At 60.3% G+C, this 15,080-nt stretch carries 13 protein-coding genes; 4 read left to right on the forward strand and 9 right to left on the reverse strand.

Going from position 1 to position 15,080, the window contains the following annotated elements; genetic code table 11:
• Nucleotides 1–4 precede the first annotated feature (4 nt).
• Complete coding sequence (locus tag ABIE59_RS09875; RefSeq protein ID WP_354446475.1) at nt 5–1,195, forward strand: MFS transporter; 1,191 nt, start codon at nt 5–7, stop codon at nt 1,193–1,195.
• 69 nt (nt 1,196–1,264) lie between these two features.
• A complete protein-coding gene (locus ABIE59_RS09880) occupies nt 1,265–3,334 on the forward strand; it encodes a site-specific recombinase (protein WP_354446477.1) in 2,070 nt (689 codons plus the stop codon).
• Nucleotides 3,335–3,506: 172 nt separating this feature from the next.
• On the opposite strand, the gene ABIE59_RS09885 is transcribed toward ABIE59_RS09880, so the two are convergent.
• Nucleotides 3,507–4,682 carry a type III PLP-dependent enzyme gene (locus ABIE59_RS09885; RefSeq protein ID WP_354446479.1) on the reverse strand — a complete coding sequence of 392 codons (1,176 nt, stop codon included), beginning with the start codon at nt 4,680–4,682 and terminating at the stop codon, nt 3,507–3,509.
• Between the two features lie 171 nt (nt 4,683–4,853).
• A complete protein-coding gene (locus ABIE59_RS09890) occupies nt 4,854–5,672 on the reverse strand; it encodes an ATP-grasp domain-containing protein (protein ID WP_354446481.1) in 819 nt (272 codons plus the stop codon).
• 159 nt (nt 5,673–5,831) lie between these two features.
• Between ABIE59_RS09890 and ABIE59_RS09895 the strand changes: the two genes are divergently transcribed.
• Complete coding sequence (locus ABIE59_RS09895; RefSeq protein WP_354446483.1) at nt 5,832–6,686, forward strand: eIF2B alpha/beta/delta subunit family protein; 855 nt, start codon at nt 5,832–5,834, stop codon at nt 6,684–6,686.
• Here ABIE59_RS09895 and hrpB read toward each other — a convergent pair.
• From hrpB to ABIE59_RS09930, 7 genes are all read right to left on the reverse strand, one after another.
• Nucleotides 6,640–9,114, reverse strand: coding sequence for an ATP-dependent helicase HrpB (hrpB, locus tag ABIE59_RS09900; protein ID WP_354446485.1), 2,475 nt, complete (start codon nt 9,112–9,114; stop codon nt 6,640–6,642). The two genes, ABIE59_RS09895 and hrpB, sit on opposite strands and share 47 nt — an antisense overlap.
• Nucleotides 9,115–9,355: 241 nt before the next feature.
• The gene (locus ABIE59_RS09905; protein WP_354446487.1) at nt 9,356–10,540 is read right to left on the reverse strand and encodes a YbfB/YjiJ family MFS transporter; all 1,185 of its coding nucleotides are present in this window, start codon (nt 10,538–10,540) and stop codon (nt 9,356–9,358) included.
• Nucleotides 10,541–10,666: 126 nt separating this feature from the next.
• Nucleotides 10,667–11,329 (reverse strand): SCO family protein, encoded by a 663-nt coding sequence (locus ABIE59_RS09910; protein ID WP_354446489.1) that lies wholly within the window; start codon nt 11,327–11,329, stop codon nt 10,667–10,669.
• 34 nt (nt 11,330–11,363) lie between these two features.
• On the reverse strand, nt 11,364–12,284 hold the full coding sequence (gene cyoE, locus ABIE59_RS09915; protein ID WP_354446491.1) for a heme o synthase: 921 nt from the start codon (nt 12,282–12,284) through the stop codon (nt 11,364–11,366).
• Nucleotides 12,281–13,339 (reverse strand): COX15/CtaA family protein, encoded by a 1,059-nt coding sequence (locus ABIE59_RS09920; RefSeq protein ID WP_354446566.1) that lies wholly within the window; start codon nt 13,337–13,339, stop codon nt 12,281–12,283. Before ABIE59_RS09920 ends, cyoE begins: the two co-directional genes overlap by 4 nt.
• Nucleotides 13,340–13,403: 64 nt before the next feature.
• Nucleotides 13,404–14,045, reverse strand: coding sequence for a redox-active disulfide-containing membrane protein (locus ABIE59_RS09925; RefSeq protein WP_354446493.1), 642 nt, complete (start codon nt 14,043–14,045; stop codon nt 13,404–13,406).
• A complete protein-coding gene (locus ABIE59_RS09930) occupies nt 14,026–14,763 on the reverse strand; it encodes an SURF1 family protein (RefSeq protein WP_354446495.1) in 738 nt (245 codons plus the stop codon). Before ABIE59_RS09930 ends, ABIE59_RS09925 begins: the two co-directional genes overlap by 20 nt.
• Nucleotides 14,764–14,859: 96 nt before the next feature.
• On the opposite strand from ABIE59_RS09930, the gene ABIE59_RS09935 reads away from it, so the two are divergent.
• Nucleotides 14,860–15,069, forward strand: coding sequence for a twin transmembrane helix small protein (locus ABIE59_RS09935; protein ID WP_354446497.1), 210 nt, complete (start codon nt 14,860–14,862; stop codon nt 15,067–15,069).
• Nucleotides 15,070–15,080 lie beyond the last annotated feature (11 nt).

Consider the following 15,080-nt stretch of genomic DNA (forward strand, 5'->3'; position numbering starts at 1 on the left):
GGTCGTGACAACCCCCTCGGCAACAACTGCACCGCCATCGCCAGCCAAGCTGCTGCCGGTGGCGGTGTTGCTTTGGCTGGCCGGTGTTTACCTGAGAATTCCGGTACTGGTGGCACCGCCGCTGGCGCCATTTATTTCAGATGAACTGGCGCTTACGCAGGCGCTGACCGGCGCCCTCACCACTTTACCCATCCTGATGCTGGCCATTGGCGCCATGCCTGGCTCCCTGGCCATTTCCCGCATCGGCCCCCGAAATACCCTGGCCCTTGCCATGGTGATTATGGTGATCGGCTCCGCGGGCCGTGGTCTGGTACCGGACACTTTCACGCTGATGGTCGCAAGTGCAGTGATGGGGCTGGGTGTGGCAATGATGCAGCCGGCCTTGCCCGCCCTGTTGCCACGGTGGCTGGAACCTCACCATCTGGCGTTGGGCTCTGCCATCTATATGAACGGCATGCTGATGGGCGAGTTCATCGGAGCCGGCATTACCCTGCCGGTACTGATGCCACTATTGGATAACAGTTGGCGCGCGACCCTGCTGGCCTGGTCATTGCCGGCGCTGCTGGTGGCTGCTGCCCTGTTCCTGCCCAGAAGGGACCTGGCCCGGCCAGTGCGCCGAAGCGCCTGGCTGCCGGATTGGAAAAACCCGCTGACCCTGCGTATTGGCCTGCTGTTGGGCTTGTCCGGCTCCATGTTTTTTGGCCTCAACGCCTACATGGGCAATCTGCTGGAGCAACAGGGGCATTTTGAAAAACTGGCAGACGCGCTTTTCTGGTATAACTTTGCACAAGTGGTGGCCTCGCTGGTGATGCTCAAGATGGCCCGATTCTGGGTGGGCAGGCGCAGCGTGATCATAGTGATGGCGCTGCTCAGTATTGTCGGCACCAGCGGCACCATTGTCCTGCAAGGCTGGCCCGCCATCGTCAGCGCCACCCTGATGAGTTTTGTTGCCGGTATCCTGCTGATTCTTCTGGTTGCTTTGCCACCGCTGCTGGTACGCTCAGAGGAAACCGGCCGGCTATCGGCAGGGACCTTCCTGGTGGGCTACACCCTGGCGTTTTCAGTGCCCATGATAGGCGGCCTGGTTGCCGACTGGAGCGGTGATATACGCCACGCGATCATGGTCATGGTTGGCTACAGCCTGCTGGTGTTGCCGATCGCTTTCACCCTGGACCTGCGCCGCAGACCGGCGTGAATATCATCTGTCAGCCAATAAACATCGTATGGAATTCGCTACACTCCATGCACAAGCAAGGACTCTGTGTTGAAACTGGCCACTCTGATTAACCAGCTTGCGGATGAGGACACCAGCGCCCTGAAAACACTCAGCCTGGTGGTGGACTGGATTCGCCCGCAACGAGGCGAAACCGTCCACAACGCCACCGACCGCATGAAGCAACTGGAAGGCGCCCTGACCGAAAACCTGGACGTGCATCTGACCGTCTCCGGCCGACTTCAGGAATGGCTTGACCAAGCCCAGTTTTTTCAGCTTTTGTCCGGCCTGGGGCTCTATTCCCGCCGAGGCTTCCTGAAAGAGATTGGCGAGCGCCTGTACGAGCGGATCAACCCGGCCCCAAAAGACCGCAACAACGTCAAGAACGTGCTGTTTGTCGTGTTCCACCGCAAAGACGACGCCGAATGGATTCACCGGATCCCCGATGAGGCTCTGATCCGCCTGTTGACCACCCTGTGGCACTTTTCGCCCTCGGCTCTGGAACGCACCCGGAACCGCATTTACAGCCAGATGCTCAACGCCCTGGAGATGATGTCCATCTGGGTTGCCGCCGAAGAGCTGGAACCCAACATACTGAGATTGAACCCGAAGATCATCGACCGGGAATCCGCCTTCGTGGCCCTTCAGCGGGAAATTGCCGCGCTGGTGCAGTCCTGGGGGCATGCCCTGCAGGAAAAGGAATCCGTTGAGCTGGACGATGCCCACGCGCGGGTACTGATTGAACAGTGCCGCGAAGAAATTGACCGGCTGCAGCGCAAGTCTGTCACCGCCGGCTCCACCATGGCGCTGACCCACCTGCTGGAGCGGCTGCACCAGACCCTGGACCGGATTGAACACCTGCTGGATATTCTGGACCCGGCAGACCCGGTGAAGCGACTGAACCGATCCGTGGAACTGTTCAAGACCCTGGTCCAGGCCAGCGCTGAACGACACGGCGTCAGAGCCCTCTGGCGCGCCAATCTCCGACTGATGTCCCGCAGCGTCACCGAGAACGCCAGCGACCACGGCGAACACTACATCGCCGGCAGCCGCAAAGAATACCTGGCCATGCTGGCCTCCGGTGCCGGGGGCGGGTTTATCATCGCCTTCATGGCACTGATCAAGATCCAGATACTGCAGCTGGACCTGACCCGGGGCTGGGAAACCCTCTGGGTCAGCCTGAATTACGGCATCGGCTTCATGATCATCCACATGCTGCACTGCACCGTGGCCACCAAACAGCCCGCCATGACCGCCGCCAGCATCGCCGAAAAAGTCGAGCAGGGCGAACAGGGCCGGGCCAACGCCCGGAAACTGGCGGAACTACTGGTCCGGGTTGGCCGCACCCAGTTCGTCGCCATCATGGGCAACGTCGCCGTGGCCTTGTCCGTGGCTTTCGCCGTTGGCTCGCTATACAGCCATGTACAAGGCGTTCCGCTGATCAGTACCGAACGCTACGACTACATGCTCACCGGTATTCACCCCTGGCAAAGCCTGGCATTGATGTACGCCGCCATCGCCGGTGTCTGGCTGTTCTTCTCAGGCCTGGTGGCCGGCTACTTCGACAACCGCGCCGCCTACCTGAACCTGGCCGAACGCCTGGAACAACACCCCCTGCTGCGCCCCCTGATGCCCCCGGAAACCCGCGCCCGCTTCGGCGCCTACGTGGCTGAACACTACGGTGCCCTGATGAGCAACTTCGTGTTCGGCGTACTGCTCGGCGTCACCGGCTACATCGGCTACCTGCTGGCCCTGCCCATCGACATCCGCCACGTCGCCTTCTCCTCCGCCGACGTCGGCTACGCCATGTCCGTGTTCATCCCCGGCGCCAGCGACTTCGCCCTGTTCACCCTGTTCGCCCTGCTGATCGGCGGCGTCAACCTCATCGTCAGCTTCACCCTGGCCCTGAACGTGGCGCTCAGAGCCAGAAACACCCGGATATCCAGCTTCCCGAAACTGATCAAAGCCTGGTTCCAGGTGGTCGCTGAAAACCCCGTGGCGCTGATTTACCCGCCAAGAGATCCGCTGCCCGAACCGGACGACCTCAAAGAGGCCCAACCCGACAGCCCGCAAACCAAGGCCGAAAACAAAGAACAGCGCCAAAAGGCCCTGCAGAAATAAAAAAGGGCCGCCAAAGCGACCCGCAAAACCGTAGCAAAAAAAGACTTCCCGAACCGAGCCAGCAGGCCGCGGGGCGGGAGATAGTTTTCCGCCGGGAAAAAGATGTCTGAGCGCAGCGAGTTATTTTTCCCAGAGGAAAACTATCTCCCACCCTGCGGCCAGACTCCAGGGCTTAGATGTAGTAGTCCTTCAACGGAGGAAAGCCATTAAACTCCACCGCACTGTAAGTGGTGGTATAAGCCCCGGTCGACAACCAGTACATCCGGTCACCAATCGCCAGATTCAAAGGCAACGGGTACTTGTGGTGCTCGTACATAATGTCGGCACTGTCACAGGTCGGCCCCGCAATCACACAGTCCTCGCCCTCACCGGACTTCTCGGTCCAGATCGGAAACTTGATCGACTCATCCAGCGTCTCAATCAGCCCGGAGAACTTACCCACATCGGTAAACACCCAGCGGTGCAATGCGGTACGTGACTTCCGGGAAATCAGTACCACCTCGCTCACCAGCACACCGGCATTGGAGATCAGCGAACGACCCGGTTCGATGATGATCTCCGGCAGATCGTCACCAAAATCTTCCCGCAGAAAACGGGCAATTTCTTCCGCATACACCGCCAGCTCGTTGGTGCGGGTGATGTAGTTGGCCGGAAAACCACCGCCCATGTTGATCATCTTCAGCTCGATGCCGTCTTCTTCCTTCAGACGCTCGAAAATCACCTTCACCTTGTTCAGTGCCGCATCCCAGGCGCCGATTTCCCGCTGCTGGGAACCCACATGGAATGACACGCCGTAAGGCACCAGGCCCAGATCGCGGGCCAGGATCAGCAGGTCCATGGCCATATCCGTCTGGCAGCCAAACTTGCGGGACAACGGCCAGTCTGCGGTGAGGGTACCCTCGGTCAGGATACGCACATACACCTTCGAGCCCGGCGCTGCCTTCGCGATGTTGCGCAGATCAGCCTCTGAGTCGGTCGCAAACAGGCGCACACCCTTCTCGTAGAAGGTGCGAATGTCCTTCGCCTTCTTGATGGTGTTGCCATAACTGATGCGATCACCGGTCACACCCAGGCTCATCACCTTGTCCAGCTCATACACCGACGCGATATCGAAACAGGCACCCTTGTCCCGCAGCATGGTCAGGACCTGCGGGGCCGGATTGGCTTTGACCGCATAGTAAACCCTGGCGTACGGGAAGCCTTCCACCAACTCCTCGTACTGACGATCGATGGTCTGGGTGTCGATAACCACAAACGGGGTTTCCTTGCCATCGGCAAAGTCCTTGATCCGCTTGAAAGTCTCAGCGCTGTAGTAGTCGTTGATGTCGGCGTTGGGCATCTGAATCATGGGTGGTGTGTCCCTCCACAGGGTAAACGGGCATAAAAAAAGGGTAGCACAGCCTCGCCGTGTTACCCGTGAATAGCCGCGATCATCAGGTTTTTTTCTGACCACCGCAAATGCGCATATATACCCATAAATCCGGCAACGGAAACCGGACCTCTGGCGCAGAATTCTGTATCAGACCGCCACCGGCCAGAGCGGCGTCGGCTCGGTCGGCCCGTCCGGGTCCTGAGGGCAGCTCTGCCGGTTCAGGTAGTCGAGAATGGCTTCTTTCAGGTCACTGCCCTGGCCCAGCCCCTGGTTACCGAACAGCCTGTTGAATTCAAGTACATACGGGTAGCCGTCGACCAGCGCTATATCAAAACCAGCGTGGTCCACCCCCAACTCCCTGGCCAGCCGTAAAGCCAGCCCGGTGACCACTTCCGGTACCGGGCTGGTATCAATTTTCCCACCCCGGGCCACGTTGTTGTAGAAGCCCTGTTCCGCCTGGGTTCGCCAATAAGCCGTCAGCACCCGGTCGCCCACCACCACAACCCGCACATCACGGTCGATCGGCAGGAATTCCTGGGCATAAAGCACGTGGGTACGTTCGCAGTACCGGCGCCAGTCGTCACGGTTTTCGATCAGCCACACCCCTTCACCCATACTGGCCTTGGGCAGTTTTGCCACGAAGGGCAGGGCCATGGTGTCCCAGATCAGATCCCGCTCCTGGGGGCCGTTGGCTTCGATCAACGTCCAGGGGGTGTGTTCCGGCGCCACGGTCTGGAACGCACGGGTCATCTCCACCTTGTCATGACCAATGCGATAGCTGGCCTCGCTTGGAAACACCCGGCACTTGAGGCCGTGGACCAGGGCATTCAACTGCCAGTATTCGGGAAACAGCACCCAGTCTGCGTCTCGCAACAGGTCTTTGTGTCGAAGGAATTGCTCGGGCTTGAGCACCGTGGTGTCAGGAAAGCCCAGGGTGCGGAAGATATCAAAGGAAACCAGGTGCATGGTGTCAGCGGCACTCCAGATAAGTTGCGCGCATTTTATACAGAATCCGGTTTCGGACAAGCTGCCTTACAAAAAAATAATCGAAGTTGGATAGCTGTTCCGGCTTGCCATCGCTGCTAACGTTAAGGCTACTCACTCAGTGAACACAGGTTAGTAGCGATGGCCGATCTTGATCCGCAAGCGCAGGCACTGTTGCAGGAAGTTGAACAGGATACCTTATCAGGTGCCAGTCAGTTGGCACTGACGACCCTCCGTAATCTGCACCGCTATGTCACTCAGCAACCGGCGGCAAAACACCGCCTGGAACCGTTACTGGCGGCCCTGGCCAGTGCCCGGCCGAGCATGGTGGTGATTGGCAACAGTATCGCCCGCCTGCAACGGGCAATGGCTGGGAATCCACAGTCCGCCGACAAGGCCATCCTGACATTAATCACCGAGCTCGAATCGGCCACCAGCCAACTGGTCTCCAACGCCCGCACACTGGTTCACAGCGGCAATACCATCCTGACCCACAGCGCCAGCTCTGTGGTGTTTCAGTGTCTGACCCAACTGGCTCAGGATGGTGTGGCGTTTTCGGTGATCTGCACCCAAAGCAGCCCCGGTTTTGAAGGCCACGGGCTGGCCAAAGCACTGGCACATTTGGGAGTTCCGGTTACTCTGATTACCGATGCCCAGGCCGGCCTGTTTATGTCGAGGGCAGACCTCGTGCTCACGGGCTGCGACTGCTGGCTGGCGGACCATCATTTTATCAATAAGAGCGGCACCTTACTGGTGGCCCTGGCCGCGCGGCACATGAGAACGCCGCTCTGGGTATTGGCGGACACCTTCCGGGACAGCCCGGCAACCGTTGAGACCTTCCATCTGGAGGAAATGCCCGCGGAGGAACTGCGGGGGCCCAAGGAAACTGGCATAACCGCGCGCAATATCTACTTCGAACCCGTGCCGGACACTCTGGTGACCGGGCGGGTCAGCGAGCGGGGCGTTTTTTCGTTCCCTGCTGGGCCTGAGCGGTGAGCGGGTCTTCCGGCCAGGGGTGTTTTGGGTAACGGCCCCGCATGTCCTTGCGCACCTCCGGATAGGCGTTCTGCCAAAAACTGGCCAGGTCTGCCGTCACCGCCAGAGGCCGCTGGGCCGGTGACAGCAGGTGAATCACCACCGGCACCCGGCCGCCCGCCACGGTCGGTGTTTCGGTCCAGCCAAACAACGCCTGCAGCTTGGCCGCCAGCACCGGGCCGTTGTCAGCGCGGTAATCCAGGGTGACGTTCTGGCCGGTGGGAATAGTCAGAGATCTTGGCGCGAGTTCGTCCAGCTGCTGCTGTTGTGGGTAATCCAGCAGGGCACTCAGGGCCTGAACCAGATTGATGCGCGCCAGGTCAGACCAGCGGCTCATGCCAGCCATAAACGGCGCCAACCAGGTCTCCAGCGTGTCCAGCAAGGCCTGGTCGCTGACCTCCGGCCAGTCGCCGGGGAACTGCCCCGCCAGCAATCGCACCCGGGCCACCCACTGGCGGGCCGCATCGCTCCAGGGCAGGCTGTCCAGACCTTTGCGGCGCACCGCATCCAGCAGGCCCTGCTGGATCAGTTCCGGGGCCACTTGATTCAACGGTTTCTCCGCCAGCACCAGGGCTCCGAGCTTGCGGACCCGACGGGCGACGATGGTACCGCGTTTGTCGTCCCACAGGGCTTCCTCACGTTCTTCGATATGGTTAGCCAGGTCCTGTTCAAGGTCCGTGAGATCGACCGGTGCCGCCAGATAAATCGTCGCTTCCCGGGCCTTACCATCCAGATCCGCCGTCACCAGCCAGTCCTGCCGAGCCAAGGGATCGTCCTCCCGCAACACCGCACCCTTGCCGTTGCTGAGCTGATACCGCGGCATGGCCCCTTGCCTTCGGCGGGCAATACGGTCCGGATAGGCCTGAGCCAGAACGCGACCGACATCGGCTTCCGACGCTAAATCCTGCGCCGGCTGATCACGGCACAGTCGTTTTGCCGCCTGGCGAACCGCCTGCACCCGTGCGGCATCCAGCCCGCGATGACCGCGTTCGCCCCGCAGCACCCGAATCCGCTCATGCAAATCCGCACCGGAGCCTGGCCCGAGCAGATCCCGCTCCTCCAACAGCGCCGCCAGCTCGGCTGCCAACTGGCCCCGCCCCAGGGCGCGGCCTTTGATCACCATATGGGCCAGGCGCGGGTGCAGCCCCAGCTCCCGGGCCAACTTGCCGTGGTCAGTAATGGCACCCTCGGCATCCAGCAAATCCAGCCACTGCAACAAATCCACCGCCTGTTGCCAGTGCGCTTTCGGTGGCGCATCAATCCACGCCACCTGTTCGGGCGACCGGGCGCCCCACTGGGCCAGTTCCAACACCAGCGGTGCCAAGTCGGCTTCCTGGATTTCCGGCGGCGTGTAATCCGCCAATCCGAACTGCTCCGATTCACTCCAAAGCCGGTAACACACCCCCGGCTCAACCCGACCGGCCCGGCCCTTGCGCTGCTCGGCAGACGCCTTTGATACCCGCCCGGTCACCAGGCGCGTCATACCGCTGTTGGGATCAAACACCGCCCGGCGTTGCTGGCCGGCATCAATCACCACCCGCACGCCTTCAATGGTCAGACTGGTCTCGGCGATCGCCGTGGCCAGCACAATCTTGCGGGTACCCTCCGGCGCGGGCGAAATCGCCCGGTCCTGCTCTTCGGCTTTGAGGTTGCCGTACAACGGGGCCAGCACCACGTTGTCGGGCAACTGCCCCGCCAGCTGCTGCGCCACCCGGCGAATCTCCCCGGCTCCGGGCAGGAACACCAGCAGCGAGCCGGTTTGCGCTCCCAAGGCCTCCTGAACCACCGCCACTACCTGGTCCACGATCCGGGCATTACGGGGCAAAGGGCGGTACAACACCTCCACCGGAAACGCCCGGCCCTCAGAAGTGATCACCGGCACATCCCCCAGCACCCGGGCAATGGGCGCGGCATCCAGCGTGGCCGACATCACCAGCAACCGCAGATCCTCCCGCAGGGCCTGCTGACTTTCACGTACCAGGGCCAATCCCAGATCGGCTTGCAACGACCGCTCATGAAACTCATCAAACAGCACGGCGGCATAGTCTTCCAGCATCGGATCGTTCTGAATCAGGCGCGTCAGAATGCCCTCGGTCACCACCTCAATGCTGGTGCTGCCTGACACCTTGGAATCCAGACGAGTCCGATAACCAATCGTCTGCCCCGGCGCTTCCCCCAACTGCTTCGCCATATACCGGGCCGCCGACCTGGCCGCCAGCCGCCTGGGCTCCAACATCAGGATCTTCCGGTTATCCCGCCACGGGGCATCCAACAGAGCCAGCGGAACCCTTGTCGTTTTACCCGCACCCGGAGGTGCCTGAAGCAGGGCCGTGGTGCCCTCGTTCAGGGTTTGTTTTAGCTCTGGGAGTATGGCTTCTATCGGGAGCATGCTTTGGGTTGGGTTTAGCCTGGTGGTTATGGGGGTGGCGCGGGGGGTGTTTTGATTTTTTGGCCGAAAAAGAACTCGCTTCGCTCAGACACCTTTATTCGGTCAAAAAATCAAAACACCCCCCACACCCTGCATAACTTTATAGATATCTCCAGAGTTTACTATGGTCTTACTTGGGTTAAGCCGCTTATGCCGTCAAACTCACCCAGCAAATTATCTTTTTTCAGCGGAACCGTCGTGGTCAGCTAGAGCGGGGCACAAAGAAAGCAAACAAAAGCCCAAACGCCAGCGCCGCCACCCCAATACCGAAGGCGGACCCGAGGGTACCGCCAGAATCCAGCCATTGTTTGGTGAGCCAAGGCCCAACCATCTGGGTGAAACCGTAAAGGGCCACCATCGCCGCCGACAACCGGGGCCCCTGATGGGGATGCAACGCCCGCCCGATGCGCTGGGTCAGCAGCACCGTACCCAGGAAAGTGCTGCCCACCAGCGCTGCACACAGCACCAACCCCACCGCTCCCGGCCAGACCACCGCCGCCAGCACCCCTGCCAGCTGGATCAGGAAATTCAGCCTCAATGCCGGCAGATCCCCCATCAGGGCTCCCAACTTGTTCCAGAGCCAGGGTGCAGGAATGGTAAACAGGGCTACGATCACCCAGGTGCCGTCCAGTAGCCCGTGGCTCTGGGGCAAGGTCATCTTGGCCAGAAGCGGCAGGAAGGTCATGGGCAGGATGTACCCCAGGCCAGCCCCGGCATAGGACAGGAACAATGGAATACTCGCGCGATCAAGTAATGGGGTATTGCTAAGTGCCTGCCCGGAATCGTCGTGCTGGCGCACAGGTACCTCCAGCCTGCGCAGCTGCATGGCGCCCCACCAGGCTATTGGTATCGACAACACCGCCGCAGGCCACCAGCGCCCGGCGCCTTCAAGCAGCGTTGCAGAACCGGTGATCAGTCCGCTGGACACCAGCAGGCCGATGCCCACGCCGATATAGACCAGGCCACTGAGCGACGCCCGGTTGCGCAACACCAGCCACTCCAGTATCAATGCGGGTGCCTGCACGAACACCACGCCGTTGGCCACGCCGTTCAGCCAGCGGCTGGCAGATATGACTGTGAGGTTGTCGGTCTGGGTTATGACCAGTGTGGTGACCACGTGGATGCCGAGGAACAGCGGCAGCATGACACGGATCTGGTCGATCCGGTGCCAGCGAATGGCCAACATGGCGCCCATCAGGTACCCAAGATAGTTCCAGGTGGCGACGGCCGCGCCATCCGCAGCGCTGAATTGGCCGTCGGCCACCAGGTAGGGCAACAGCGGGGTGTAAATAAACCGGCCAAGACCGTGGACCACCAGCAGCACCAAAGCGCCGGCGGTCAGAACGGTAAACAGCTGTCTTGGGTCAGCAGAGTGCGATTTGGTCATAGCGCAGCCCGGAGGTCGTATCGATTAATGAAACGGCCGCGCAGTGTAGGTCACTACCGATTAATTGTCAGTGTGACTTTGGCAGGATAAAACCCAATCAGAAGGCCCGCAGGGCGAGCCACCGGTTCAGGAGCCGGGGTTGCGGGCCTTTGCCCACTGGGTGATGCGCTGATAGGCCTGTGCCAGTTCCTGGGGCTTGTGGGGCGGCTGGATCAAGGCCTGAAGCTGACCCTCGGGGTTAAGCAAGGCAAAGTGTCCACTGTGGTCCACCAGCAATTGCCCGTCTACCTCCCGATGAACAAACACCGCGCTGACACTCTTGGCCAGTTCACGCAGGGTTTCCAGGTCGCCGGTCAGGCCATGAAAGTTTTCACCGAAGAAGCTGGTGTAGGCTTTCAGTTGTTCCGGCGTGTCATGCTCAGGGTCTGCCGTGACCAGCAGGTAGTCCGGTCTCGGTACATCCGCTGACAGCAGCTTGTCGGTCTGGCGCAGATTGGCCATGGCCGCCGGGCAGATATCCGGGCAGTTGGTGTAGCCCACAAACACAAACGTCCAACGGCCCTTCAGGTCTTCCCGGGTGACGGTTTCACCCTGTTCGTTGGTGAGGGTGAACTCCGTCAGCGGTCGTGGTTGTGCATACACATAGGTGTTGTACTGGCTAAGGTCCGGCGCCGCCACCGGCGAATCGCCGGCACCTTTCAGAAACACCTGTCGGCCAACCGTCAGGCCGAACACCAGCATGACCACCAGGAACAAAACAAACAGCGTGATGCGTAACGATCGCCCCATGGGGCCTCCACTTGATAAACCCGAAAACAATCACTTAAAAATAGACAAAGTGATCCACCAGCAGCACGACAAACAGCGCCATCAGGTAAGTGATGGAGTATTTGAAGGTGTTCAACGCCACCCGCCGGTCGTCGCCCTTCAGCAACCGGATAGCGTATTGCAGGAACCTCAAGCCTAGTGCCAGCGCACCGATCAGGTATATACCGCCAGACATCCCCGTGACAAAGGGTAGCAGGCTGACCGCCAGTAGCATCAGGGTGTACAGCAGAATGTGCAGCTCGGTGTACTTGTTGCCATGGGTTACCGGCAACATGGGAATACCGGCCTTGGCGTATTCCTCTTTACGGTGAATGGCCAGGGCCCAGAAGTGCGGCGGTGTCCAGGCGAAGATAATCAGTACCAGCAGTAGGGCGTGCCCCTCCACCTGACCGGTAACGGCGGTCCAGCCCAGCAAGGGGGGCATGGCGCCCGCCAGGCCACCAATGGTGATGTTCTGTGGCGTGGCCCGCTTCAGGAACAGGGTGTAAACCCCGGCATAACCCACCAGTGACGCCAGGGTGAGCCAGGCCGTCAGTTCATTCACCTGCCAGACCAGCACAATCATGCCCACGGCTGCCAGTACGGTGGCAAACAACAAGGCATCAATCGCAGCAATCCGTCCGGTGGCCACGGGGCGCTTTCGGGTTCGGGCCATCACGGTATCGATTTTCTGGTCGACCACATGGTTCACAACAGCTGCCGCCCCTGCCAGCAGGGCAATACCGAGGTTGCCGTACAGCAGAACACTCCAGCCGGGCACGCCGGGCGCCGCCAGCAGCATGCCAATAACAGAGGTGAGGATCATCAGCGCAACCACCCGGGGCTTGGTCAGCTCCAGGTAATCCCGCCAGGAAATGGATTTGTTCAGGGAGCTCGCCTGCTCCTCGGCCGGCAGCGCTTTGACTTGCTCGCTCATGCCGTTACCTCCCGGTTTATGGTTGTTGTTTGGATTGCGGGGGATGTTTCAGGTTGCGGCAACTGCCGGTGTTGCCAGATCAGGTGCACTGTGGCCAGTAACAAGCCGGCTCCCATGGCATTATGTGCGACAGCAATAGCCAGCGGTATGTGCAACCACACGTTGGCCAGCCCCAGGCCAATTTGCACCAAAAGCGCCGCCGCAACCAACAGAATACTGCTGTCCAGCCCGCTGTCACTCCGATGGCGCCACAGCAGCGCCAGCAATACCAGGAAATAGCCCAGCACAATGACGGCACCCAGGCGATGGGTAACATGAATCGCCACACGGCCGTCCGCCGTCAGTTGTCCACCCAGATAGTTCGGGCCGACCTGCTGGGTAATATCAAAGCCATGCTGGAAGTCCATGCCTTCCGGCCACCATTGTCCCTGGCAGGTGGGCAGGTCGGTGCAGGCCACAGCAGCATAGTTAGCTGCGGTCCAGGCACCCAGCGCGATTTGCATGATCACCAGCAAAAGGCCGCCGTACATCCAGGGTCGCAAGCGGGTAAGGGCCGGCGATGCGGCGCTCAAAGAGGCTGAGGCCCTGGATCTTTTTCGCAGACGTAGTGTCAGCAATAACAACAGGGTGAGCGTGGTGAAACCACCCAGCAAATGCAGGGCAACCACCTGTGGCCAGAGTTTCAGGGTGACCGTCCAGGCACCAAACGCGCCCTGAAGAATAATGAATGCGGCAATAAACAGGGGTAGCTTGAAGGGCACTCCTGAACGGCGATGGCGAACCGCTGTCGCCGCCAGGCCAAACACTACCAGGCCCAGTATCCCGGCGGCGTATCGATGAATCATCTCAGGCCAGCCCTTGGACACGTCCACCGGCGTCTCGGGGAAACGGGCATTGGCGATGGCAATGCGGGTTTCACTTTGGGGCACCGTCAGGAAACCGTAGCACCCCGGCCAGTCAGGGCAACCCAGCCCGGCATCCACCAGGCGGGTCCAGGCGCCGAGCATGATCACCACCACCGCCAGCAGGCAGGCAAAAGTCGACCAGCGGGCCATTTTTTTTACCGTTTGCGCAGATTGCTCCGGGGAAAACTGTTGCGTCACGTTTGGTTCTCCCTGGTCAGCCAATCTGGGACAGCTTCAGCAGATGCTTGAGGTCTTTGAGCATTTGCTTGCCAGTGTGCTCGGTGCCGTAATGCATCATCACGTTACCAAACGGATCGATCAGCAGAATCCGGGGAGCTGTCTCGGGTGATACGCCAGCGGGCCACGCCGGTACGGTGCCAGGGACAGGCCGCAGCCGCTCCATGGAGCTGTACTCTGCCTGCCAGCGTTGTTCAAGCCCTGCGGGCACCGAACCCAGAGCGGCCGCACGGCTAACCCGGGGAGCGTTCTTGCCCAGGGCGATATTGACCTGACGAGCCAGGTACAGCAGTTCCTCGCAATCGCTGCCACAGGTTCCGGACACCACCAGCATGAGCCAGTTAGGGTCGACCTGATCAACGCCAAATCTCTGTTGCAGCGGCACGCCGCCAGTGGTTTCCAGATTCAGTGCCTGCACCGGCACTGGCGGCATCAGGAGCTCGCCTTCGTTGGTATGACCAACCGGATTCAACCAGCCGGTATAAAACATGATGGTGGCCAGAATCATCGGCCCGAAACCCACCGCAAACAGCAGCAGGGCGGTGCGCCTGCCACGACGAACCTGTTCCGGGCTGAGGGGATCCTGCCCGGTCACGGAATCAGCCGTTGTCGTTGTCATTATCGGCTCCTGTCTTTCGGATTCTTTCATTTTTTTTATAACTCGCCACTAACGTCAATATAGTCAGTGCTGCGGCAAGCGCAAACCATTGCACAGCATATCCGTAGTGGGTCTGTGGGCCCATTACATCCGGTGCATGATCAGCGCGGTAAGCACCCGGCTGCTCGGTGTCTGAGAGCTTTAGCACCATCCCGGCCGGACCAGCCACTGTGTCTTCAACGGTGGTCACAGGCAATGCCTGTACCCGTCTTGGCCAGCCACCGGCAGGGCCGGTTTCCTCAGCCAGCACCGGCGGAACCGGATAATCATCCAGCCGCCCCTCCAGGGTAAACAATCCGTCGGGAGTGTCGATTTCCGGCAATTGATCCCGGGTACGGGGGCCGCGAACCCAGCCACGGTTTATAACCACAGAGGGACCCTCTACGGGGGTAAACAAGGTCAATACCTCGTATCCAGGCACGCCATCGCGGGTTCGATTATCCAGCAGCCAGGTGTATTCGGTGTACCAGCCGGTCAGAACAACCGGCTGCCCTTTCTCTAACCCGCGCGAGACGAGTTCCCGCCAATCAGCCTGGCTGGCCTGTTGCTGCCACGCAGCCAACAACACCTGCTTCTCTTCAGCCCGGTTGAGTTGCCAAATGCCGAGGCTCATTAGCACAGGTAACAACAGCCCACTGAACATCAGCAATCGCCAGTCAAACTGCCATCGGCGATTCATCAACCGTACCTACCCATGCTTTGCTATAGTGATACCAGGTGCCCATCTGTTGCCGGGGACACTGCCCATATAATCATTCAACAACAGGGAAACCCCATGCTTAAGCTTCTTATCGTCATACTGCTGCTGGCGGTCATGGTCAGCCTGTTCAGCGGGCTGTTTTTCCTGATCCGCGACGGTGGCAAAACCAGCCGGGTGGTGAATTCCCTGGCAGTGCGGGTAGCGTTGAGCGTATTGCTGCTGGCCGTCGTCCTGACCTCCCTGTGGACCGGGGATCTGATACTGAACCCGACCCCGGTCCCCTGATGATCATCGTT

It is taken from the genome of Marinobacter sp. MBR-99 (assembly GCF_040547575.1).
Classification (GTDB): Bacteria; Pseudomonadota; Gammaproteobacteria; order Pseudomonadales; family Oleiphilaceae; genus Marinobacter.